We start from the raw sequence: 21,141 nt of genomic DNA, 5'->3' as shown, positions 1-21,141 counted from the left end.
TCTGCGGCACGCCCAGCAGCTCGCAGATCACCAGCGACGGCACCGGCAGCGCGAAGTGCTCCACCAGGTCGGCCGGCTTGCCGGCCCGCTCCAGATCGTCCAGAGCTGTCTGGACGATCTCGGTGATCCGCGGCTCGAGCCTGCGCATCCGCCGTACGGTGAACTCCGGGGTGAGCATCCGGCGCAACCGTGTGTGCTCGGGCGGGTCGAATCCGATCAGTTGGCCGGCCTGCATCTTGGCCAGTTCGTCGGCGTTCATCTGCTCGGATCCCGGGAACGGTGTCAGGGCGCTGCTGAACCGGGCCGGATCCGCCAGCACCTGGCGAACGTCCTCGTGGCGGCAGACCAGGTACGCGGGCAGGCCGAACGGTGTCTCCACCCGCACCACGCCCTCGCTGTCGCGTGCCCGGGCCAGTTCCTCGACCGGGTTGAGCCCGTTCCGCCGCATGTGCAGCGGCAATTCAAGCGCTTTCGCCGTCATCTGTCCATCCATATCGTCGTCGTGCGTGAGCGTCTCTGCGCCGCCGGGCAGGTGTGAGGCGGCTGACGTTTGGCGTCTGATGTGGTATCACCGGCCTGCGGCGCTACCTGTCCATCGCGGGTGGGGGCACCGGCGAAACCCTTTGACCTCGGGCAAGGCGCACTCGAATCTGAGCGTGTTCCGTGCTAGCTAAGATCATCTTCCATCCCCTGGGCGCAACTCGCTGTTCCTAGTGCCGCGGTCCCACCGTCCACGGCCGGAGCTTGTCGGGGTTGCGTACCGCCCAGATGCGCTTGATCCGGTCGCCTGCGACCTCGAACGCGTACACCGACACGGTGACGCCGTCCTGCTGGGCGATCAGGCCAGGCCAGCCGTTGACCGTACGCTCCAGGAACGTCAGGTGGCGGAGCCTGCCCTCGAGCTGGACCAGGGAGCGCACGATCTGCTCGGCGCCTTCGACCGGGCGGAGCACGGCGCCGACGACGCCGCCGCCGTCGGCGATCGCCGTGGCGTCGGGGTCGAGCAGGGCGAGGAGAGCGTCGATGTCCTTGGCCTCCCACGCCTGCTTGAAGTCCCTGACGATCCAGGCCTGCCGGGCCGCCGGAGTCGCAGGCGCCTGCGCGACACGGATGCGACGGCGGGCCGAGGAGGCCAGCTGGCGACAGGCCGCCGGGGTACGGCCGACGATCTCGGCCACTTCGGCGAAGGAATACCGGAAGACATCGTGCAGGACGAACGCGACGCGCTCGGCCGGGGTCATCGACTCGAGCACGACGAGGAAGGCCATGTTGACCGACTCATCCAGGGTGACCCGATCGGCCGGATCCACGGTGACGCCGTCCGCCCGCCCGGCGTTCCACTCAGTAGGTTCGGGCAGCGGCTCGGGGATCCACTCGCCCACGTAGGTCTCGCGCCGGGCCCGTGCCGAGGCGAGCACGTTGAGACAGAGGCGGCCGACGACCGTGGTCAACCAGGCGCCGGGGGATGCGATGGCGTCCTGCTGCTGCCGGGACATGGCGTACCAGCGGGCGTAGGCCTCTTGGACGACATCCTCGGCGTCGGCCAGGGAACCGAGGAGCCGGTACGCGAGATTGATCAGCTGCCGCCGCTCGCCCGTGATCGCGGCCGGGCCCGGATCGAGCCGGCCGCCTCTCGGCTCGGATGGGGTGGTCATGGTGTCCTGGCCATCGTGCACTGACTCCGTTGGTTCTGGTCTGCTCTCACTGGTTCGACAAGACAGCGCGGTGAAATGTGAGGTTGGTGCGTCGCCTCACATGTCGCCTCACATTCCGCGGTGCTGTCTTGTCGGACTAGCGAGACACCATCCAGCACGCAGGAAGCTACCCCCCGGCAGGTATGCGGATCGCCGTCGAGAACCCGCGGCGGACCACGTGATCGCCCCCGCGGCGGCCACATCGTGATGGAAGACCAACTCCGCCAGGTCGCAAAGCCTCAAGAACCGCTGAAGTTGAGAAGGAAAGGTCTCGCCATGTCCACGTCCGAATACCACTCACCCAGCAAGGTCGTCGTCATCGGTGGCGGTTACGCCGGTACGCTCGCGGCCAACCATCTGCGGATGCGCGCCGACGTCGACGTCATGCTCGTCAATCCCCGCCCGGAGTTCGTCGAACGAATCCGGCTGCACCAGTTCGTGGCCGAAACCGGCGAGGCCACGGTGGACTACGGCACGCTGCTTGGTGAGGGCATCCAGTTAGTGGTCGACAGCGCCACGCGCATCGACACCGCCGCCCGCGCAGTGCGGCTGGCGTCGGGCCGCGCGCTGGACTACGACTACGTCATCTACGCGGCCGGCAGCACCGCGGCGATACCGTCATCGGTGCCCGGCGCGGCCGAATTCGCCTTCGACATCGCTGAACTCGAATCCGCACAGCGGCTGCGCGCCAGGCTGGGGAAATTGCCGTTCGATGCCCCGATCACCGTGGTCGGCGGCGGATTGACCGGCATCGAGACGGCCGCCGAGCTGGCCGAACAAGGACGCACAGTCACACTGGTGTGTGGCCGAACCCTCGCACCGTCACTGAGTGCCTCCGCTCGCCGATCCGTGGCCACATGGCTGTCCCGGCACGGTGTCGCCGTGCTTGAGGCCGAGGTGGTGACCGAGGTTCGGCCGGATACGGTCGTCTTTGCCAGCGCTGCGGTGCGTGCGAGCGCACTCACCATCTGGACGACCGGTTTCGGCGTACCGGAACTGGCGGCCGCGAGTGGGCTGTGCACCGACGAGCTCGGCCGCCTGCTCACCGATGAGACGTTGACCAGCGTCGACGACGGCCGCATCATCGCGGCCGGCGACGCCGCCGCACCGTCGGGCCGACCGCTGCGGATGAGCTGCCAGGCCGCACAACCGCTCGGGGCGCAGGCCGCCAACACCGTGCTGAGCCGCATCGCGGGAACCGAACCGGCGGTGATCAACCAGGCCTTCACGGGGTCGTGCGTCAGCCTCGGCCGGCGTGCCGGCATACGACAGCTCTCCCGCAAAGACGACACCGCGGTGAATCTCTGCATCACCGGGCGCATGGCCGCGGCGATCAAGGAGGCGACCTGCAAACTCGGGGTGTCGAGGATCCGCCGCGAGGCCCGCAAGCCGGGTTCCAGCTCCTGGCTCAAGGGCGGCCCGCGTCCCGAGCAGCTGGCCTCTGCTCCGCGAGGGGTCACGTCCCCGTGACCACCGGCGAGCATGCCGGACGGTTCACGGGGTTGACGAGCATGCGAATGAAAGTCGCGTTTAGCGGCCCTCGGCCCCGGCCGGCCACTCCATTGTGGAATCCACCGCCACCTGCGACTTCGAACCGAAGTCGCTCACAACGCAAGAAGACGCGGAGGCTGAGATGAAAAATCAAACAACCAAAACGTTCCGGCACGCGACGGACGTGAAGTCGGCCACCGTCGCACGAAGCGGCTGGAACTGGAGCCGGGTCCGCCCCATCGCCTTTTGGGCCACCACGTTGGTCATCGTCGCCGAGTTGACTGCTGGATCGGTGTGGAACCTTGTGCCGATCGAATGGGTGGAAGTCCAGTTGCGCCACCTGGGGTACCCGCACTTCTTCGCCTATATTCTAGGCGTGTGGCAGGCCGGTGCGGCCATCGCGATCATCGCGCCCAGGCTCCCGCTGATCAAGGAATGGGCGTACGCGGGTGCCTTTTTCCTGTGGTCGAGTGCCGTGGCGTCGCATCTGATAGTCGGCGACGGTCTTCAGACGTGGGGGGTGCCGCTGGTATTCGGGACGTGCGCCATCGCGTCGTGGGCGCTGAGGCCTGCCGACCGTCGACTCCTGGAGACGCGGCTCCGTCGGGACCGCCTTGCCGACGCTGGACAGGATGGGGCCGGTCCGCCGCAAACTCGTCCTCGCGCTTGGGCCGTTCCGATCGGGCTCCTCGTCGTTCTGTATGCCGTTTCGTTCCTCACGCTGCCCGCGGCCGAAGCCATGACGCACGGGTGGGCGGTTGAGCTCGGCTGGATCAACGAGTAGCGGACTTGAAGGTCTCGACGTCTCGCCGGCACATGGTTCCGCGGCACCGTTGTGGGCGCACGAAACGCGTCGCACGCATCTGCGAATGGCAGCCTCACCCTAAGGAGCGGAAGAGATGATCAACGGATAGATCGAGCCGCAGACCTTGATGACGGCGCCTAGTGGCAGCGCCCTAGGCCGGGGCGATCAGCTGGTCGGCCTCGGGCATCGACAAACTCGGCCCGCAGGTGGTCCGGCATGAGAACACCAGCCTGCTGACACAGATGATCACCTCGCGCACTCCGCTGGCTGGCCTCCCCGGCAGGGGTCGGCTGCGACTATGTCAAGGTCGTCAGGCAATCCGCCGGAAGACCACAATCGCGCGGTAGCGGTCGTGGTGCTCTTCCTCCGACTCAGCCTCCGCGCTGATGACGTCCAGTTCGGCGTCCAGACCGAAGAAGCTGAGGGCCTGAGCCCTGGCATTCTCTCTGATCTCGTCCGGAGTCGCTCCGCTCACGGTGACACGCAGGGTAAGCGGGAACTTTGTCAAGCTCATCAGTGACCTTCTTTCGCAGAGTAGCGATCACTTCGTGCCCCCCTAAAACCGTCACACGAGTGCGGCTGCTGCTTCAACTAAACCCATCCTCGAGTCATCGCAAAGTAGTCCAAATCTTCGCTTGACCGGCAAAATTCGTAGCCCTCACGAGCCCAAGCACCGCAAACACCTTCTCCTTCCCGGCGTTCTGAAGGCCACCTCATCGGCAGCAGACCGATCAAGACCTGCTGCCACGACCGATCCACCAACCTGTGGCCGCCGGCCCTGCTGTCCTTCGGCGAGGGCCGGCACAACGCTCACCACAGCGAACCCAGCTGCGCACCACGGCCCGCAACGCGGTCAGATCGACCCGTCCGCCGGTGTGATCCGCCTGTTCGAGCGACTGGGCTGGGCAAGCGACGTGCACTGGCCCGACCGGCTGGACATCGGGCGCGACGTTGCTCGTCCTGGAATGCCACGGGCTCAGTTCACGAACAGGCACCCTGCTGGGAGCGTCACCCAGACCGCGTTATCCGAGGTTCCCTGCCCGGTCGCCGTCGCCCCACCACCACACTGATCCGTCCCTGCTCTCCGCCGAAGGCCGCGCTGGCTGCCGGTGTCCGACACCGCGGACAAGATCACGAAGCATGATCCCAGATGACCGGCACCAGCCGATTGGCGGCCTCAACCCGATAGACGAGGGCGCTGAATCGAGTTCTTGAGCCCCACTCGGTGCGCACCCCCCGGTCACGCCACCATCGGCAGGCCGCGGCCCAGGCCAGTGATGCGCAGCAGCCGGGACATGAAGGGGCGGGGCGCAGTCAGGGCCACGGTGATGCCCATCGGCCGGGCGCGGTGCTGGATGCCGACCAGGACGGCCAAGCCGCCGGCGTCGCAGAACGACACCTGCGACAGGTCGAGGATGAGCAGGCTCGTGCTGTAGTGCAGCGTGCTCATCAGTTCCCGGCGGAGCGCTGCACTGGTGAAGATGTCAATCTCGCCCGACAGGTGGACGGTGGTCGGCTTTGATAGGTCGGCCCCGCCGAGTGGCGCGGTGTCGATGGCGATCATGGAAGTCTCCCTGTTGGAGAAGCTGAAATGAGATGAGATGCCCTCCGGCTGAAAGCTGACCCGCCGCCGGGACTGCCATGGCTGAACCGGCTCGATCAGGCCGACGGACGGTACGCGGGTTACGCCGGGGCTGATGGCCGTCTGGCGGGGTACCGCGCCTTCTGCCCGCTGACCGAGCCGCTCTCGCTCTCCCAGCGGGCCACGCTGTCGGCTGTCGCGCGGAGAGCGGGATCGGACGGCAGGTGCGCGAGGGCGAAGATGGCATCGTCAGTCAGGTCGGCGGTGTTCTGGGCGGTGAGCTTGAGCGCGGCCTCGGCAGGGCCGGCGGCGGTGTCCGGCGGAATGATCAGCAGGGCGAGCGGCTCGTCGGAGGCGAAGAACAGAACGATCACGTGAGGATCGGCATGCCGGAACCCTCCGATGCGGACCGTCCGCCCACGTGCCGGGATCCGGTGTGGGATACGCCGCCATGCGTCCCGGTGCACGCCTACCAGCAGCGTGGTCCGCCCCAGCCGCTGATCGACGGCGGCGATGAGATCGGGTAGTTCGGCGGCCGCGTCGCGGGAGTAGGGCCACCAGGCCCCGTTCACCACGGCTCGCCGATCCAGCACCGGGTGGAGACTGAGCCGTAGTGCCGAATCGACCCGAGGCATCGCGGACGAGGCTGAGCCGAGCGGTGCGGGTTGAGACAGAAGTGTCGGCATCATGGTCGTCTGACCTGTCCAGGCCTCCGAACGGAGGGCCACGGTGAGTGATTCGCCGGGGGCGACGCAGACCTGAATGCCAACGCACGAAAAGACCTCGGTGTTTTCACACTATCTCGTGCTTCCGGAATTCTATAATTCCGGAAGCAGGCCGAGTAGGTGGCCTCCGGAAACGCGCCCTCAGAGATCACGGAACCAGCCGGAACAGCTTCCGGAAACACACACCAATCGCGGGCCATCCCGCCCCCCACGCCGCCGTCTTGGCCGACTCCACCAAAACCAAGTACGCCTCCCGGCTGCGCGGTTACCTAGCCTGGCTGGCCGACCAAGCCGACGGCGGCACCCTGGACGGGGAGGGGCGTCCCGCGGGATACCCCCTTCCTCGGAGAGGCGGCCATGCAGTCACGGACCTACCTGTACGACCTTCTGGTGTCCACCCTCTTCACCGAGGGGCTCGACAGCGACATGGACCTGTGGGCACTGGGTTTCACCGCCATCTGGGTCAAGGGCGCGGACCTCGACACCCTCGCCCGAACCTTCGGCATGGACCTCGCCACCCGTACCCCGTGTCACCTGAGCGAGATCCTCGACCACGCCATCGACGATGGATCTCGCTGGGTGGGCGAAGCCAACGGCTGGATCGGCATCGTACCGGCGCAGGCCGACCGCGAAGTCGTGCGCTCCGTCGCCGAAGGCGGCCGTGAGGCCCTCGGCTTCAGCATGGACATCAACTACAACATCTCCTTCATTTACGCCCGCGACGGGCGCATGATCGTCTCCTTCGACCCCTCTTCGCCACCTGAGCGGTACGGCGACGACCCGCACGCGCTCGATCACCTGATGGACGGGCTGCGCTTCCAGATCATCACCGAAGCCGACAACCCGGACGATCTCGTGGAGATAGACGAGAGCATCAGCTCAGCCTTGGCGCTGATCGGGCGCCTCACGGAAACCGACATCGCCACCGACTGGTTCCAGGCGCAGCACTCACGCGTCCAACCCGCCTCCTGATCCATCGGCGACCCGCAGTCGTTCCGGCCACACGTACCGTCAGCGAGCCGGAATCTGGAGGCGATTCCATGAAAGGGAAAAGGACACGGCCAAGGCGATAAGAAGGACGCCGACGGCAAGGCGACGGCGACCGTCTGGTGGACGAAGGTGAATCCACTGAGGAGCGCATCGAGAGGGCTCTGGATCGCCAATCGGACCCGATACAGTGCCACGGCGGCGCTCAGGTCGAACCGTAAAGCTAGACCCGCACAACACCTAACAGAAGGCCCCTGATGGAAGCGTTGGCGAGCGGGACACGCCCGACTTGATCGCAGACCCGTCCAAGCAGCGGTCAAGCCGCCTTCGGCCGGGTTCACACACCGCTTGGCATCAGCGCTTGTGTCGGCGGGCCGCGGGTCGGGCTTGTCAGGCAAGCGGGCGCACGCCGATCACGGCGCGCGGCACTGGCCGGCGCGATCCTCGGCCCGGCTCTGCTGACGATGTCCACCGCGACACCGGCAAGCGCCGCCACCGTCCCCATCCAGGTCCAGTACATGGACCAGGACGGCTGGGGCAACATCCAGTACGACGTCCGCTTCAACGGAACCGTCACCTCCCAAGGCCCCAACGGGTACATCGTCCAGGGCGAACTCGACGCCTACTGCCACCACGGCACCTTGACGCACCAGTCCGTCCGGCTGGACATCGGCGCCACACACGGCGCCGGGACGATCCACAGACACTGGTGCGCTGACACGCCAGTCCCCATCCACGCCTACGGGTACAGGGACCACGCCGGCGACACCGTCGATCTGAAGGTCGGCGCGACCAGCGGCACCTTCAACACCTACAACTTCGGCCCCACATACAGAGTCAGCATCGGAACCGACTGACCTGCCAGTCACCGCCCCATAGCCCGCCCCCAGCCTCAAACGATCACCACGCTGGTCATCGTTTGAGGCTGGCCAGAGGGCGACAGACACCCCTGAAGACGCCTTCTCAGGTGTGCTTGAATCCTTTTCCAGCGGGGGTGATGGAGCGTCCGGTCGTGATGCTCTTGGTGGCGGCAGGCGTTGTGACGATTATCGTCGGTGAAGCCGATACAGGGCGAACTCGCCGAACTCGGCAACATCGAGTACTTCGACACCACCATCATCGACCTGCAACGCTTCGTGGACACCCACCATGGCACACCACTGGTCAACCCCTTCGTTCTACGAGAAGTCCACCTCCGTGGCTTGCTCGCCACCGGCCGTCTCCAGGAGGCAACACGTCTCGCAGAAGCGGACACACCAGACGCGACCAGCGTCGCGCCGCAATGGCAGACCATCGAACGCGTCACCGTCGCAGAAGTCTTCCGCGCCACGGGCGACAAGGCCGCAGCCTCCCACGCACTCCTGCAGTCGATCGCGACTGCGGAGAGCACACGGCTTCCTCATCAGATTCAACGCGCCATGCGAGCCGCACGAGGAGCCCTGCCAGAAGTCGACGAGGCCGGCGCAGCCGCTCTCCAACGCCTGGAACTTTACCCAACGCTACGGCAGGGCGGCAGTTTCGTGGATGGCAGCCAGGGCGTGCTCCACGCTGGGATACCAGTGCAGGCGCCGCGAGACGCCGGTGACTTCCAGCAGACGGGCGGGCACGGCACGCAAGGCGGCCACATGCAGGCCACCACCGTGCCGTTCAGCGACGGCGTGCGCGCGCACCAGGGCGCTCAACCCGTGGCTGTCCAGGAAGGTCAGCTCGCTCACAGCGGCTCGCCCCGCCGGCGGCGCACCTGGTCGAGGTGGACCTTCAACCGGGCGGCGTTGCGAGCGTCGACCTCGCCGCCCACGAACACCAGCGTGCCGCCGGACAGGTGTTCACAGGCCAACGTCAGCCGGGCCACGATGTCTCCGGACGTGGATCATCGCCCCGGAGCCGGCACCGTAGCTGTGCCAAGCGTTCGCCGGTCCGCTGAAGTTATGTCGTCTCGCCCCGTAAGGGGCGGCCGACGTGACCGGGACGTAGCGCAGCTTGGTAGCGCACTTGACTGGGGGTCAAGGGGTCGCAGGTTCAAATCCTGTCGTCCCGAATGGTCAGAAGGGGTGCCAGAGGTTCTCTGGCACCCCTTTTTCATTTTTGGGAGCCGAACGGGGAGCCACGCCGGCCGGACGTTCTGCCGGGTCGCGAGCGGTTCCGCACCACTAGTTGCGGTACTTGCATTTGATGGGCACGGTTCCCTTGATGCCGGTCCACTTGCAGGTGCTGTACGCCGGGCTGAGCCGTGGATGCGTCATCGTGGTGTGCCCATTAGTGCCCTTCGAGCTGTACGACGCGTTCGTGAGGTTCGAGTCGGAATAGATGTGCACAGTCGTCCATGTCCCGGACTCGACAGTGCCTCCCGTGATCGACAGGTAGGAAGCGCTACCGCATTGCCTGCCCTGGGCGATGTCCCGATTGCAATACGTGATCAGAGCGGCGTGCGCGGTCCCGGTCGTGGCGACGAACACCGGAAGCGACGCGAGGAGGGCAAGAAGGACGTACAGGGGCCTCTTGTGGATGGGCATGGCCTGACTCCTTGTCTCGGAGACCGTCATTGCGCCGGGGTGGGGGTCAGGTCGGAGAGGGTGAAGGTCCCGCGCGTGCCGGTGACGCTTCGAGGTTCGCTCGGCTCCGCGGCGGGGTCGGACAGCACCAGGTTGGGTGAGACCACGGTGTACCCCTCGCCCAGTTGAGCGGCGGGCACGCCATCCGGCAGCAGATAGGCCTCACTGGCGCCGGGCGGGCCGGCCACCTGCAGGCCCACCCCCTTGGCGGGGAAATCGGACGGCGGCGCACATGAGGCGCCGGCGACGAAGTCGGCCGCCGTGTCGCCGATGACCGTGATCAGGCAGAGCTCACCGTTGGCGTCGGTCCCGGACCAGTACGTGCCGGCGCCGGAAGAACCGAGCCGCCGGGTCGTGGCCGGGGCGACCAGTTCACCGACCTCGGTCCCGGCGGAGATGAACTCGGGCAGGTGATCCGCCGCAGTCTGCTTCTGGGACATCAGCGACATGTGCTCGGCCGCGCCCGCCGAGGTCGCAGTGCCGGCCTGCGCCGCGGCGACGAGGGAAAGGCCGATCGCGGTAGCCGCGACGCCGACGGCAGCCACCAGGCTGAACGATTTTCTCATGACGAAACCCTTTCTTCACCGCTGTCGCGACTAGGAGGCAATGCGCGATTGGCATTTCAAGGTCTTGCTGCCGCTTGAGCCTGGGAGAACCCATTTACAGCCGCTGCGGCCATAGCCGTAACGCGGGTGACTGAGCACGACGGTTCCGCTCACGCTGTTGGAGCTGGCGTACAAGCCGCCCTCCGCACCGTTATAGGTGTTCGCGTACACACGGAAGACGCCGCCGCTGATGCTGGTTCGGCCGCCGCTCCTGGGGCCCATCGACGCGTGCAGGTAGAGGGTTCCTGACCTGGCCGAACTGTTCTTGTACGTCACGTAGTGATCGGCGTACGCGGCACCGGGGACCACGCCTATCGCCGCACCGGCGACCACGATCGCCATGAGACCGGATCTGAGTTTCACTGGTTCCTTTCGGACGACGAGGTGAAATAGGCTCCGTCGCGTCCTGATTATGAATCCGGCCGACATACTGGCGGCACATTTCTGGTACACGGCCCGAGTATTCCCGCCGTGTACCGCCGGGTGCTTTGCTCTTCCGCGAGAAACCTCGACACAGTGGAGGCAATGATGATGGTCATTCCTCGGTCCGGTCCGCGCCGCACCGGACTGATGGCTCTCGCGGTCGCAACGGCGGCGATCGGTGCGCTCACCTTCGCCGGCCCCGCACACGCGGGGGCGGCAACCGGTGCGGTCACCTCCGCCGCCCAGGCACAAGCGGGCTACTACTGGGTCGGACCGTTCAATGCGTACAACGCCTGCGTACTAACGCGACCCAGGTACAAGTCGTCGTGGACCACGCCGGGCCCGTGCTTGTTCTACGAGGTCAACAATGGTCCCGGGATCTGGCAGTTCAAGGTGACCACGCGGTATTGACCCGCACTCCGCCGAAGGGGGCCCTCCGTGATCCAGGAGGGCCGCCTCCGCCGGGTGACCAGGCATATTCCCCGCGTATTCCACGGTGCTACCGACGCGTGCCACGATCACTCCGGTGAGTCCCCCGGCCCTGGGGATCGCTCGCGCCGAAGGGAACTGAGCCTCGTCAGAAGCCATCCCGACACCAGGCGCTCCGAAGGGCTGATCTCCGTTCCAAAAGAAGGAGGAACGATGAGCCCGATCAGAACCATCACCGTCGGCGTCGCCGCCGCCGTGGCGAGCGTCATCCTCGCGCAACCGGCCATGGCGGCGAGCTTTCAGCGGGATGTCGGAGACGGAATAGTCCGCTACGCCGACCCCACCAACGAGTTGTGCGTCCGAGCGGATGACACCACGGGAACGGCCTGGGTGGAGGTGACCCTGACCCGCCCTGGTGTGATCGGAAAGCCCATTGTCATCCGAGATGACAATGTCCGGCACCCGGAAGCCACCTGTGCGGTGATCACTGCCTTTGAGGACATCACCTACCGGGCCGACTACGAGAGCTACTGGAGCGGGCGAGACACCGTCCTGCGCGGAACGTTCCAGTTCGGGACCTGACCCTCAGACCGGGCCCTTTCCACCATCGATCGCAGTTCTCGTCTCGATCCACGAAGAGGCGCCATCTCGCACGTCCCGATCGCAAAGGTTTCCATGAACAGAACCATGAAGGTCGCCCTCGTGACCACGGTCGCCGCAGGATCCATGTTCGCCGGAGCGCTGCCGGCACAGGCCGCCAATCGCGACAGCTGCCGCGGACAGGTCTCCGGCATCACCACGAGCGGCTCTGCCGTCGTCGCCTCGTACGTCGTCGTATGCAGCCGGGTCCAGAGCCGCATCATCGTCTCGGCGGACGTCACTCGCCACACCATTCCCTTGCGGAGCGTGCGCCAGATGAAGACCTGTGACAACGCCATCAGGTGTACCGTCCACCCACGGATCTCCAATCCCACTGGCAGGCAGTTGTTCTCCGGAGCGGTCTTCGCCGCGATCGCCAGGCGAGGTAACTACATAGCAGGATGCGGGTATGTGGCAGGCGTCCTGACCGGGGGCCTGGCTCTGGACGCGTTCATGACCTGCAGATCGTCGGACGAGTTTCACTGACCGGCTCCTCGTGCGGGCCACGGCACCCGAGCCCGGCATCATCTGAACTCGGGTGCCGTGTTTTCGGCGCACTTCCCCTCAGCCCCCGATGACCTGGCCCGCCAGGCGGCCTGCCCGCTCCCCCGCTCAGGGGAGGTCACGACGCGGCGCCACCCACCGTCCACGCCGCTCTACCGTCACAGGGCCGGGCAAGAGCGGTTCGCAACCGTTTCTTCGCCCGGTTAACCACTGAAAAGAGGCCGTCCCGGTTTACAGTGCGTCCAGCCAAGGGAGCACGATGAAATTTGGGATATTAGGTCCACTGGCGGTGTGGCGAGAGGGTGCCCAGCTCGATCTCGGCACACCCAAGGCGCAGGTGCTGTTCGCGGTTCTGCTGTGCCAGGCGGGCAACCCTGTCTCGGAGGATCAGCTGGCCGCGGCTCTGTGGGGGGGCTCCCCGCCGAAGAGCGCCGGCAAGAATCTGCAGACCTACGTCCACCGGCTCCGGCGGCAGCTGGGCGACCCGGCTCGCGTCGTACGGCAGGGCTCCGGCTATCTGGTGCCGGTGGCCGGGGACGAGCTGGATGCGGCGAAGTTCGAGAGCCTGGCCGGCTCAGGTCAGGCGGTGGAGGCCGCCGGTGAGCCGGAGGAGGCGACCCACCGCCTGCACGAGGCGCTGAGTCTCTGGCGCGGGCCCGCGTTCGCCGGCATGACCGATGTCCCGATGCTGGCCGTGGAGGCCGCGCGGCTGGACGAGGTCCGCCTGTCGGTCCTGCAGTCGCGGATCGCCGTGGACCTGCGGCTGGGACGCCACGCGGAGCTGCTGGGCGAGCTGACCGCGCTCACCAGGGAGCACCCGCTGCGGGAGCGGCTGCGCGCGCAGCTGATGCTGGCGTTGTACCGCTGTGGCCGACGGGCGGACGCGCTCGCCGAATACGCGCGGGCCCGCCGGATCCTGATCGAGGAGACCGGCCTGGACCCGGCCGAAGAGCTGCATGACATGCATCAGCGCATGCTCACCCAGGATCCCTCGCTCGATCCGGTTCCGCGCGTCAGGCCGGCGGTCACGGGCTCCTCGCCGCAGCCGGGCCCGTACCCGCCGGCTCACGGTGACCTCGCCGCCGGCCCGCCGGATGAGCCGGACGAGGTACCGCGGCGTGCCGTGCTCGCACATGGGCCTCCAGCGGCCCCGACCCCCGCCGAGCTGCCGCCGGACATCGCGGATTTCACGGGCAGGGACGGCGAGGTGGCCGATCTCACCGAGGTCCTCACCCGGCCGCGGCCGGGCACCGTCGCCATGGCCGGCGTCGCGGGTCTGGGCGGCCTGGGCAAGACCACGCTCGCCGTGCACGTCGCGCACCGGATCGCGGATCGCTTTCCCGACGGCCAGCTCTACGCGGACCTGCGCGGCGCCTCCGCGGACCCGGCCCGCCCGGAGGACGTGCTCAGCCGGTTCCTGTTCGCGCTGGGCGTCAGCCCCACGGGCATACCCGAATCCCTGGAAGAACGCGTGGCGCTGTACCGGAGCTGCCTGGCCGGGCGCAGGATGCTCATCCTGCTCGACAACGTCGCCGGGGAGAAGCAGGTGCGGCCGCTCCTGCCCGGAGCCCCGGGCACGGCCGTGCTCCTCACCGGGCGGGTCCGGCTGGTCGGGCTCGAGGGCGCGAGCCTGCTGGAGCTCGACGTCCTGCCGTCGGGCCAGGCCATCGACCTGCTGAGCAGGATCGTCGGCGACGAACGCGTCCAGGACGACCCGAAAGCGGCGCTGGAGATCACCCGGCTGTGCGGCCGGGTCCCGCTCGCGGTCCGCATCTCGGCGGCCAGGCTCCTCGGCAGAAGGCAGTGGAGCCTGGCCCACCTCGCCGGCGTCCTCGGGGAGGAACGGCACCGGCTCGACGAGCTCGTGGCGGGGGACCTCGACATCCGCGCGGGATTCGAGATGAGCTACCGGATGCTGCCCGCGAACGCGCGGCGGGCCTTCCGGCTGGCCGGGCTGCTCGACGCGCCCGACTTCGCCTCCTGGGCGGTGGCAGCCCTCCTGGACGTGCCGGTACGGCAGGCGGAACGCGAGATCGAAACCCTGGTCGACGCCCATCTGCTGAACCTCACAGGAACCGACGAGACGGGCAGGCTCAGGTACCGCTTCCATGACCTGATCCGGTTGTACGCCCGTGAGCGGGCGCAGCACGAGGAGACCGAGCCCGAGCGCCAGGCCGCGCTCCAGCGGGCACTCGGCGCGTGGCTGGCGCTGGCGGAGGTCGCGGCGGAGCACGTCCCCGGCCCCTGCTACGCGCTCATGCACAGCGCCGCGCCGCGCTGGCGGCTGCCCCCCGCGGTATCAGGCCCGCTGCTGGCCGACCCGATGGCCTGGTTCGGCGCGGAGCACGCGGCGCTGATGGCGGGGGTCTCCCAGGCGTGCGAGGCGCGCCTGACCACGCTCGCCTGGGACCTCGCGGGGTCCACCGAGACCTACCTCAACATGCGCGGCCTGTACGACGGCTGGCAGCGCATGCACGAACAGGCGCTCGCGCTCTGCCGCGAGACCGGCGACCAACGCGGCGAGGCCGTGCTGACGCGCGGCCTCCTGGACGTCACCACCTGGAACCGGCCGGCGGGCCCCGGAGCGGCGATGACCCGGATGCGGGCCGGCGCCTCGCAGCTCCTCGATCTGTTCACCCTGCTGAAGGATCCGATCGGCATGGCCGACGCCCTGGCGACCCTGGCCTGGAGTATGACGGCCGACGGGAACGGTGGCGCGCAGGCGCTCGCCCTGGCGGAGCAGGCTCTGCGCACGGCCGCCGGCGCGGACTACCTCGGCGGCCAGGCGCGGGCCTATCACGTGATGGCGATCATCTACGGCGAGGACGACCCTCACAGGGCGCACAAGGTCCTGGAGCAGGCGATGAAGGTCGCCGAGGCGCTCGGCAACCCGCACTACACCACGACCGTCACCCAGTTCCTCGGCGCGGCGAAACTGTTCAGCGGTGACCTCGCGGGCGGCCAGGAACTGCTGGAGAGCTCCTTGGGGATGGCGCGGCGGTTGAACTACCGCTATCTGGAGACGTTCTCGCTGCTCTACCTCTCGAAGCTGTTCGTCGCGGCCGGGGACGCTGAGCAGGCCAGGGCGACCGCCGAACTGACACTGGCCAACAGCGAGGACGGCGACTTCGGCCATTATCTCGCCGACGCGCTCAGCGTTCTCGGGCAGCTGGACCTGGCCGAGGGGGACCTGCCCGCCGCCATCGCCACCCTCGAACGCTCCGTCCGGGTGTGGCGGACCCGCGGCTCGATCCCCTACCTGGCGCGGACGCTCCGCGCCCTGGGCGACGCGTACGACGCCGCGTGCGACCATCGCGCGGCCAGGACCGTCTGGGAAGAGGCTCGCGAGCTGTTCCGGGGGATCTCGCACGAGGACGGCGTGCGAACGCTGGACGCCCGGCTCATGTGAAGGGCGACTACGGACTAACGGAGATCACTTCTGGCGCGCGGCGAAGCAGACGGCTGGCGATAATGCTGCGATAAGCGCATTTGTCGGGCCGGATCCGCCCTATGATCCTGATGATCGGCTCCGCGAGGAAGGGCACCTGTGGGCGAGAAGTCGGATGAGTGGAAGAGTGCGATCGACACGACCAGGCCCAGCATCGCCAGGGCCTATGACGTCGTCCTGCACGGCAAGGACAACTTCGAGGTCGATCGCGCGTTCGTCGCGGAGATCGTCAAGGTCATCCCGGAGATCTACGACGTGGCTGCCTACAACCGCCAGATCCTGGACCGCGGCGTCCGTTTCATGATCGACCAGGGCATCACGCAGTTCATCGACCTCGGCTCGGGGCTGCCGACCGTGGAGAACACCCACCAGGTCGCGCAGCGCGCGAACCCGGAGGCCCGCGTGGTCTACGTCGACAACGACCCGATGGTGCTGGCCCACGGCAGGGCGTTCCTGGCCGAGAACGAGCGCACCGCGGTGGTCACCTCGGACCTGCGCGACCCGGTGGCGATCCTCGGCGACGAGGCCGTCAAGCAGCTCATCGACTTCGACCGCCCGGTCGGCGTGATGCTCGTCGGCATCCTGCACCACCTGCACGACGACGAGGACCCGCAGGGGATCGTCGAGGCGTACATGGCCGCTGTCCCGCCGGGCAGCTACCTCTTCATCACCCACTTCTGCGACTCGAGCCAGGAGTCCCGGGACGCGGAGAAGCAGTACCTCGCGCTCCTCGGCACCGGCAGGTTCCGCACCGTCGCGGAGATCACCGACTTCTTCCAGGGGTTCGAGCTGGTGGAGCCGGGCGTCGTGCCGCTGCCGTTGTGGCGTCCGGAGGCGGACGTCCCCGAGGAGCTGACCGTGGGCCAGCGCCTCATGTTCGGCGGCATCGCCCACAAGCCCTGATCGTGTCGTCACGCCGGGGCACCGAACTGAGCCAGGCGGCCATGGACCTGGCCCGGCGGCAGGGCGCGGCTCCCGAGCTGATGTACGTGGTGGACCTGCCCGGGTACGAAGTGTCCGAGCAGTCGGTCGGCGTGATCAACGACGACGGTTTCTGTGAGACCCGGCGATGGCCCTGCTCGGCTGAATGGTTCGGGAGGTGTGGTTTGCCTGGGCCCGCGAGCAACTCCACCCAAAGCCATCCTGGCCGACACCCAGGCAGCGCCATGGCAGGCCAGGGAGGCGGGTGGCGGGTTGGTGACGGTGGCGCCGGTGCGGGGTGGCTCGCGTCGCACCTGATGGCCCGCCTTGGCGGCGAACTCGGCGAAGTGCAAGACGATGGCCTTGTTCCTCATTTCTGAGAACACGAACTGTAGCTGTCGTTACACAAAGCTACTTTGGGGCTCATCGCACGAACCCGAGCGGGCTATTTCACATTCGGCGAGCTTCGAGCGCATCCAAGATCAAGTCCAGGCCGTAGCTGAACTCGCTGGTGTAGTCGTAGCCCGGCCTCAGGGCGTGGTCGCGGATCATCTCGGTGAGGTACGGCAACTCCTCCACCGGCAGATGCCGGAGGATGCCGCCGGCCACTTCCTCGACATCGTCCGGCGTCGTCACCGGCAGGTTCGCCTCCTGCAAGACGAACCCGGAGACGTAGCTGTCGATGAGCGAGACGGCGTGCGCGGCCATCGGCAGCGTGAACCCCGCCTCCCGGAGGACGCCCAGGACGGCGTTGTGGTGGCGCAGCGTCGCCGGTCCCGGATCGCGACGGGAGTCCATGAGGCCGAGAGCCCAACTGTGCTGCGACAGGACCATACGTGCGGAGAAGGCACGTGTACGGATCGCATCGCGCCAATCATCGCCTTCGGCACCGGGTAGCTTGATCGCCGCGAACACCATGTCGACCACGCCGTCGAGGATCGCGTCTTTGTTCGGCACGTGGTGGTAGAGCGACATCGCCTCCACGCCCAGTTCCTGCGCCACCCGGCGCATCGTGATCGCCTCCACGCCGCCGCGATCCGCGACCCGGATCGCGGCTTCCAGCACGAGGCCTCTGCTGAGCGGTTGTGGTGGTGGTGGCACGACGACTCCGGGGTGTGGGCGGGTTGACAGCCTTACGAGCGTAAGCCAACCTTACACACGTAAGTTGCCTTACCGGTGTAAGGCTATCCAGGTTCGCGTCAGCCAGCACCTGACCTGTGACGCGCCCCGCCGGGGCGAGAGAAGGAGATTTCGATGCCGATGCCGAGGTGGTGGGGGCACGTGAACAAGAGGGTGTTCAACCCCCGCGCGATAACCGGCGGGAGGTGGCCGGTGCTGATTCACATCGGTCGCATTTCTGGCGCTACGTACCGCACGCCGCTCGATGCGCATCCCGTAGACGGCGGTTACCTGTTCGTTCTGGTGTATGGATCGCGCTCCGATTGGGTGCAGAACGTCCTGGCGGCCAGAGGTGCGCGACTCCGGGTCGACGGGAGAGAGGTGGAACTCACCGCCCCGCGCCTTGTCGGTAAGGACGAGGCGTTCCAGGCCCTCCCCGATGAGGTGGCACGCCCACCGAAGCTGCTCCGCATCACCGAGTTCCTCCGCATGGACCTGGTCGCAGGCTGACCCTGGCCGCCGCCCCGGCAGTCCCCGTCCTGCGCGTCGGGGAGCCTGAACCGGCTCGCCGATCCGGCGCCGACGCACTCCGCCACCACGACAATTACAGGACAAGCATTGTGCATACAAACAGGCGGGCAACCGCAATTGCGGGCACACTGGTCATCGTAGGCATGATCGCCGGTGTGCTGAGCATCGTTCCCGCTCTCGAGGAGCCACGCTATCTCGCGCTCATTTCCGCACACGAGAGCCAGGTCATCGTCGGCGCAGTTGCTCAGTTCATGATGATCCCCGCCTATGTCGGGTTCGCGCTGTACCTTTATCCGACATTGAGGACGGAGAACGAAGCGCTCAGTCTGGGTTTCCTTGGGTTCAGGCTCATCGCAGCGACGTTCCACTTCATAGGCGTGATTCTCCTGCCCTTGTTTCTTGTGCTGGGCCATAGATTCACCCAGGCCGGAGCTTCGGACGCATCCGGCCTCGAGGTCTTGGGCGAGTTGCTGCGGACGGCGCGCGACCTGGTCAATCACGTCGCATTGATCATCTCGCTGAGCCTCGGAGATCTCCTGTTGTTCCGCATTCTATGGCGGTCGAGATCTGTCCCTCGATGGCTATCCGGGTGGGGATTTCTGGGAATCGGAGCAGCTATATCGGCGAGCTTCTTGGTGCTGCTTCGCCTAACTGATGTGGTCACGCCACTCTACCTGGCCATGAATGCGCCACTGGGCCTGCAGAGCTTTGTCTTCGCCGTGTGGTTGATGACAAGAGGCTTCGCTACGAATGCATCAACCACAGCCCACCGGCGCGGCTGATGCGCGGGCCGTCCCACCTTGTTGCGACGGGCTGCGGATTCCACCACTCGCGAGACGTTGCCCCAGGGAGCATCTCATCCCGTAGCACGTGAGGCACTTCGAGCTTGCCGCCCACCAAGGCGCCATTGTTCCCTCGCCCGCCCCGCCGGCCACCCTCGGGCAGCAGCTTGCCGGAAGCGCTGCGGTAGCCGGTTGGCCGGTCCGCCTCCGGGCTCCAGGCCGCCTCAGTGATGACAGCCAGACCCTAGCTTGATCAACATGCCTCTGACATGGTGGGGTTTGCGGCCGATTCTGCTCGGCTGCCTCGCCCCGACCTGTGGTTCGGAAAGGACATCTACATGGTTCAAGCAGGGTGTGTCTATGTGCTGGTGAACGTGAACACCGGCACGTGCCTGGATGAGAACCTCGGTAACAATTGGGTCAGAGCGTGGGGGCGCAACGGCGGCGATAATCAGAAGTGGGTGTTGGATCGGGAGGGCCCCGGCCGCCGGTGGACGCTTCAGAACGTCGCGAGTGGCCGCTTCCTTTGTCCCGAGTCTGGCGACCTGGGGAGCGCACTTCGCACTGACGATGACCTCTACCTGTGGCGTATCACGGACGACGAACACGGGGACCGTTTGTGCCTCCCGCAGGGCCCTTCGCAGGTCGTGTCGAAACGCGAGGACGACAGCTACGTCTGGCACTTCGAAGAGGCATAAGGGGGCGTTTGTTCCGGCCTGATCCCCTAGGTTTAGGCGTGGGACCTCGGCAGATACGACGAGGCCGTTCGCTTCGACGTCCTTGTCACGGTCTCCCAACGGCAGCAACCGCAGCGCGGCAAACGCGCTCGTGACGGCGAGATAGGCCAGGCGAAAGAGCACGGCCGAACATCATGCCGCACTCGCGTCCTCTCCCTGACGGCCGGAGATCACGCACGTCAGGCGACGGTACGGCCCAAGGCCATGACCTGGGCGGATGACATTATCGGCAGGTGCGGGCTCGGCAAGCGTGGCAAGCTCGCCTCCGGGTAGGTCAGCCGCAATGCGCCTGTGTGCCTCAAATGAGCTGGAAGATCATCGCCCAGCGTATTCGGTGCTTCTCTCATCCGAGCTATTTGAGCAGCACGCGCTCGCGGACCAGCGGACCAAGGGCAAGGGTAGGCAAGCCCACGCCTTCGTGATTCACAGCGTCGTCGGGATCCACACACCCTCACCTCCCGGTTTCGACACAGCAATGCCGGCAGCTGCCCCAGCCTCGCGTCCGCTCGCTGGGAACTCGGGGCGTGGAGTTCGCCGCGTCCACTCAGAACTTTTGACGGCGCTTCGCGGTCAAACAGAACATGATGAAGACGATGATCGGGGCCTCGCTCCTCGCCGGCTCGCTGCTGGTCTCCGGCGCCACCGCGGCAAACGCCCAGACGAAGCCGACGCTGGGTCCCTACGGTTACGGTGCCGTCAAGCTCGGCATGACCGCCAAGCAGGCCAATGCGACGGGGGACGTCGTCAGGAAGATGCCCAGCAACGGTGGCTGCTCCGGCTGGGACCTGCGAAAGTTCCCGACCCCCAAGGACTCGGTGGGTATCTACATCTCGCCGAACGTGGGACTGGCCGCCGTCTTCGCCGCGAAGGGCATGAAGACCCCGGAAGGTATCGAAATCGGCTCCACCGCCAAGCAGCTGAAGGCGGCCTACCCGCACATCAGGAAAGACGTCCACGGCTACTATGCGACCGCGGTCTCCGCCAACAAGAAGGCCTATTACACCTTCGGTGTCACGCGCGGCAAGGTCACCGAGTATGGCATCGCGCTCTACCGGCAGGACTGCTTCAACTAGAGCGTGTACGAAGTTCGGATCTTCAGACTGGTCGGAGGCTTCGGATCCACATGACGGCTCCGCGTAGGTGCAGGCCTGCCAGGTAGCTGTCGGG

General features: G+C 66.9%; 24 protein-coding genes, 1 tRNA gene and 1 pseudogene. 15 read left to right on the top strand and 11 right to left on the bottom strand.

Annotation, left to right across the window (positions count from 1 at the left end; translation table 11 throughout):
• Nucleotides 1–481: pseudogene (locus ACFOY2_RS53895) on the bottom strand (cytochrome P450); the annotation flags it as partial.
• A gap of 229 nt (nucleotides 482–710) precedes the next feature.
• On the bottom strand, nucleotides 711–1,655 hold the full coding sequence (gene sigJ, locus ACFOY2_RS53890) for an RNA polymerase sigma factor SigJ (protein ID WP_379535978.1): 945 nt from the start codon (nucleotides 1,653–1,655) through the stop codon (nucleotides 711–713).
• 315 nt (nucleotides 1,656–1,970) lie between these two features.
• Here sigJ and ACFOY2_RS53885 point away from each other — a divergent pair, with 315 nt between their 5' ends.
• Complete coding sequence (locus ACFOY2_RS53885) at nucleotides 1,971–3,164, top strand: NAD(P)/FAD-dependent oxidoreductase (protein ID WP_379535977.1); 1,194 nt, start codon at nucleotides 1,971–1,973, stop codon at nucleotides 3,162–3,164.
• 94 nt (nucleotides 3,165–3,258) lie between these two features.
• Nucleotides 3,259–3,969 (top strand): DoxX family protein, encoded by a 711-nt coding sequence (locus ACFOY2_RS53880; protein WP_379535976.1) that lies wholly within the window; start codon nucleotides 3,259–3,261, stop codon nucleotides 3,967–3,969.
• 331 nt (nucleotides 3,970–4,300) lie between these two features.
• Here the strand turns inward: ACFOY2_RS53880 and ACFOY2_RS53875 are convergent, their stop codons facing one another.
• The 3 genes from ACFOY2_RS53875 to ACFOY2_RS53865 form a co-directional block, all read right to left on the bottom strand.
• Nucleotides 4,301–4,504: a hypothetical protein gene (locus tag ACFOY2_RS53875; RefSeq protein ID WP_379535975.1), complete on the bottom strand. Its 204-nt coding sequence runs from the start codon at nucleotides 4,502–4,504 to the stop codon at nucleotides 4,301–4,303.
• Between the two features lie 726 nt (nucleotides 4,505–5,230).
• Nucleotides 5,231–5,554, bottom strand: coding sequence for an STAS domain-containing protein (locus tag ACFOY2_RS53870; RefSeq protein ID WP_379535974.1), 324 nt, complete (start codon nucleotides 5,552–5,554; stop codon nucleotides 5,231–5,233).
• A gap of 119 nt (nucleotides 5,555–5,673) precedes the next feature.
• The gene (locus tag ACFOY2_RS53865; RefSeq protein ID WP_379535973.1) at nucleotides 5,674–6,207 is read right to left on the bottom strand and encodes a DUF5994 family protein; all 534 of its coding nucleotides are present in this window, start codon (nucleotides 6,205–6,207) and stop codon (nucleotides 5,674–5,676) included.
• A 447-nt stretch (nucleotides 6,208–6,654) separates the two neighbouring features.
• Between ACFOY2_RS53865 and ACFOY2_RS53860 the strand changes: the two genes are divergently transcribed.
• Both ACFOY2_RS53860 and ACFOY2_RS53855 read left to right on the top strand, forming a co-directional pair.
• Nucleotides 6,655–7,269 (top strand): DUF6461 domain-containing protein, encoded by a 615-nt coding sequence (locus tag ACFOY2_RS53860; protein WP_379535972.1) that lies wholly within the window; start codon nucleotides 6,655–6,657, stop codon nucleotides 7,267–7,269.
• 479 nt (nucleotides 7,270–7,748) lie between these two features.
• On the top strand, nucleotides 7,749–8,141 hold the full coding sequence (locus ACFOY2_RS53855) for a hypothetical protein (RefSeq protein ID WP_379535971.1): 393 nt from the start codon (nucleotides 7,749–7,751) through the stop codon (nucleotides 8,139–8,141).
• A gap of 642 nt (nucleotides 8,142–8,783) precedes the next feature.
• On the opposite strand, the gene ACFOY2_RS53850 is transcribed toward ACFOY2_RS53855, so the two are convergent.
• A complete protein-coding gene (locus tag ACFOY2_RS53850) occupies nucleotides 8,784–8,999 on the bottom strand; it encodes an STAS domain-containing protein (protein WP_379535970.1) in 216 nt (71 codons plus the stop codon).
• The gene (locus ACFOY2_RS53845) at nucleotides 8,996–9,136 is read right to left on the bottom strand and encodes a hypothetical protein (protein WP_379535969.1); all 141 of its coding nucleotides are present in this window, start codon (nucleotides 9,134–9,136) and stop codon (nucleotides 8,996–8,998) included. Before ACFOY2_RS53845 ends, ACFOY2_RS53850 begins: the two co-directional genes overlap by 4 nt.
• A gap of 112 nt (nucleotides 9,137–9,248) precedes the next feature.
• Here ACFOY2_RS53845 and ACFOY2_RS53840 point away from each other — a divergent pair.
• Nucleotides 9,249–9,322, top strand: a tRNA-Pro gene (locus ACFOY2_RS53840).
• 112 nt (nucleotides 9,323–9,434) lie between these two features.
• Here ACFOY2_RS53840 and ACFOY2_RS53835 read toward each other — a convergent pair.
• From ACFOY2_RS53835 to ACFOY2_RS53825, 3 genes are read right to left on the bottom strand one after another with little or no spacing between them, the layout of a single operon-like run.
• On the bottom strand, nucleotides 9,435–9,797 hold the full coding sequence (locus ACFOY2_RS53835; RefSeq protein WP_379535968.1) for a hypothetical protein: 363 nt from the start codon (nucleotides 9,795–9,797) through the stop codon (nucleotides 9,435–9,437).
• Between the two features lie 26 nt (nucleotides 9,798–9,823).
• Nucleotides 9,824–10,402 carry a hypothetical protein gene (locus tag ACFOY2_RS53830; protein WP_379535967.1) on the bottom strand — a complete coding sequence of 193 codons (579 nt, stop codon included), beginning with the start codon at nucleotides 10,400–10,402 and terminating at the stop codon, nucleotides 9,824–9,826.
• 30 nt (nucleotides 10,403–10,432) lie between these two features.
• On the bottom strand, nucleotides 10,433–10,783 hold the full coding sequence (locus ACFOY2_RS53825) for a hypothetical protein (protein ID WP_379535966.1): 351 nt from the start codon (nucleotides 10,781–10,783) through the stop codon (nucleotides 10,433–10,435).
• A 183-nt stretch (nucleotides 10,784–10,966) separates the two neighbouring features.
• On the opposite strand from ACFOY2_RS53825, the gene ACFOY2_RS53820 reads away from it, so the two are divergent.
• The 6 genes from ACFOY2_RS53820 (at nucleotide 10,967) to ACFOY2_RS53795 (ending at nucleotide 17,185) form a co-directional block, all read left to right on the top strand.
• A complete protein-coding gene (locus tag ACFOY2_RS53820) occupies nucleotides 10,967–11,275 on the top strand; it encodes a hypothetical protein (protein ID WP_379535965.1) in 309 nt (102 codons plus the stop codon).
• Nucleotides 11,276–11,506: 231 nt separating this feature from the next.
• Nucleotides 11,507–11,875: a hypothetical protein gene (locus tag ACFOY2_RS53815; RefSeq protein ID WP_379535964.1), complete on the top strand. Its 369-nt coding sequence runs from the start codon at nucleotides 11,507–11,509 to the stop codon at nucleotides 11,873–11,875.
• Between the two features lie 120 nt (nucleotides 11,876–11,995).
• Nucleotides 11,996–12,418, top strand: coding sequence for a hypothetical protein (locus tag ACFOY2_RS53810; protein WP_379535963.1), 423 nt, complete (start codon nucleotides 11,996–11,998; stop codon nucleotides 12,416–12,418).
• 307 nt (nucleotides 12,419–12,725) lie between these two features.
• On the top strand, nucleotides 12,726–15,845 hold the full coding sequence (locus tag ACFOY2_RS53805; protein ID WP_379535962.1) for an AfsR/SARP family transcriptional regulator: 3,120 nt from the start codon (nucleotides 12,726–12,728) through the stop codon (nucleotides 15,843–15,845).
• 138 nt (nucleotides 15,846–15,983) lie between these two features.
• Nucleotides 15,984–16,787: an SAM-dependent methyltransferase gene (locus ACFOY2_RS53800; RefSeq protein WP_379535961.1), complete on the top strand. Its 804-nt coding sequence runs from the start codon at nucleotides 15,984–15,986 to the stop codon at nucleotides 16,785–16,787.
• Nucleotides 16,788–16,828: 41 nt separating this feature from the next.
• Nucleotides 16,829–17,185, top strand: a complete 357-nt coding sequence (locus tag ACFOY2_RS53795) for a hypothetical protein (protein ID WP_379535960.1) — start codon at nucleotides 16,829–16,831, stop codon at nucleotides 17,183–17,185.
• A gap of 70 nt (nucleotides 17,186–17,255) precedes the next feature.
• Here ACFOY2_RS53795 and ACFOY2_RS53790 read toward each other — a convergent pair whose 3' ends face one another.
• On the bottom strand, nucleotides 17,256–17,870 hold the full coding sequence (locus ACFOY2_RS53790) for a TetR/AcrR family transcriptional regulator (RefSeq protein WP_379535959.1): 615 nt from the start codon (nucleotides 17,868–17,870) through the stop codon (nucleotides 17,256–17,258).
• 189 nt (nucleotides 17,871–18,059) lie between these two features.
• On the opposite strand from ACFOY2_RS53790, the gene ACFOY2_RS53785 reads away from it, so the two are divergent.
• From ACFOY2_RS53785 to ACFOY2_RS53770, 4 genes are all read left to right on the top strand, one after another.
• Entirely contained in the window at nucleotides 18,060–18,434 is a 375-nt protein-coding gene (locus ACFOY2_RS53785; protein WP_379535958.1) for a nitroreductase family deazaflavin-dependent oxidoreductase, read from the top strand.
• 110 nt (nucleotides 18,435–18,544) lie between these two features.
• The gene (locus tag ACFOY2_RS53780; protein WP_379535957.1) at nucleotides 18,545–19,237 is read left to right on the top strand and encodes a DUF4386 domain-containing protein; all 693 of its coding nucleotides are present in this window, start codon (nucleotides 18,545–18,547) and stop codon (nucleotides 19,235–19,237) included.
• A gap of 269 nt (nucleotides 19,238–19,506) precedes the next feature.
• The gene (locus tag ACFOY2_RS53775) at nucleotides 19,507–19,935 is read left to right on the top strand and encodes an RICIN domain-containing protein (protein WP_379535956.1); all 429 of its coding nucleotides are present in this window, start codon (nucleotides 19,507–19,509) and stop codon (nucleotides 19,933–19,935) included.
• 632 nt (nucleotides 19,936–20,567) lie between these two features.
• A complete protein-coding gene (locus ACFOY2_RS53770; protein ID WP_379535955.1) occupies nucleotides 20,568–21,047 on the top strand; it encodes a hypothetical protein in 480 nt (159 codons plus the stop codon).
• Nucleotides 21,048–21,141: the final 94 nt, after the last annotated feature.

The sequence above is a fragment of the Nonomuraea purpurea genome, assembly GCF_042650645.1.
GTDB lineage: Bacteria > Actinomycetota > Actinomycetes > Streptosporangiales > Streptosporangiaceae > Nonomuraea > Nonomuraea purpurea.
Note: the sequence above shows the minus strand (reverse complement) of the source record. Positions and strands in the feature narration are given on the sequence as shown.

Bases quoted from the DNA above. Each gene is read 5' to 3' on its own strand.
- ACFOY2_RS53835 (WP_379535968.1), bottom strand. From the start codon at position 9,797: ATGCCCATCCACAAGAGGCCCCTGTACGTCCTTCTTGCCCTCCTCGCG.
- ACFOY2_RS53815 (WP_379535964.1), top strand. From the start codon at position 11,507: ATGAGCCCGATCAGAACCATCACCGTCGGCGTCGCCGCCGCCGTGGCG.
- ACFOY2_RS53885 (WP_379535977.1), top strand. From the start codon at position 1,971: ATGTCCACGTCCGAATACCACTCACCCAGCAAGGTCGTCGTCATCGGT.
- ACFOY2_RS53860 (WP_379535972.1), top strand. From the start codon at position 6,655: ATGCAGTCACGGACCTACCTGTACGACCTTCTGGTGTCCACCCTCTTC.
- ACFOY2_RS53875 (WP_379535975.1), bottom strand. From the start codon at position 4,504: ATGAGCTTGACAAAGTTCCCGCTTACCCTGCGTGTCACCGTGAGCGGA.
- ACFOY2_RS53825 (WP_379535966.1), bottom strand. From the start codon at position 10,783: ATGGCGATCGTGGTCGCCGGTGCGGCGATAGGCGTGGTCCCCGGTGCC.
- ACFOY2_RS53775 (WP_379535956.1), top strand. From the start codon at position 19,507: ATGGTGGGGTTTGCGGCCGATTCTGCTCGGCTGCCTCGCCCCGACCTG.
- ACFOY2_RS53865 (WP_379535973.1), bottom strand. From the start codon at position 6,207: ATGCCTCGGGTCGATTCGGCACTACGGCTCAGTCTCCACCCGGTGCTG.
- ACFOY2_RS53870 (WP_379535974.1), bottom strand. From the start codon at position 5,554: ATGATCGCCATCGACACCGCGCCACTCGGCGGGGCCGACCTATCAAAG.
- ACFOY2_RS53770 (WP_379535955.1), top strand. From the start codon at position 20,568: ATGATCGGGGCCTCGCTCCTCGCCGGCTCGCTGCTGGTCTCCGGCGCC.
- ACFOY2_RS53795 (WP_379535960.1), top strand. From the start codon at position 16,829: ATGGACCTGGCCCGGCGGCAGGGCGCGGCTCCCGAGCTGATGTACGTG.
- ACFOY2_RS53785 (WP_379535958.1), top strand. From the start codon at position 18,060: ATGCCGATGCCGAGGTGGTGGGGGCACGTGAACAAGAGGGTGTTCAAC.
- ACFOY2_RS53820 (WP_379535965.1), top strand. From the start codon at position 10,967: ATGATGATGGTCATTCCTCGGTCCGGTCCGCGCCGCACCGGACTGATG.
- ACFOY2_RS53855 (WP_379535971.1), top strand. From the start codon at position 7,749: ATGTCCACCGCGACACCGGCAAGCGCCGCCACCGTCCCCATCCAGGTC.
- sigJ (WP_379535978.1), bottom strand. From the start codon at position 1,655: ATGACCACCCCATCCGAGCCGAGAGGCGGCCGGCTCGATCCGGGCCCG.
- ACFOY2_RS53830 (WP_379535967.1), bottom strand. From the start codon at position 10,402: ATGAGAAAATCGTTCAGCCTGGTGGCTGCCGTCGGCGTCGCGGCTACC.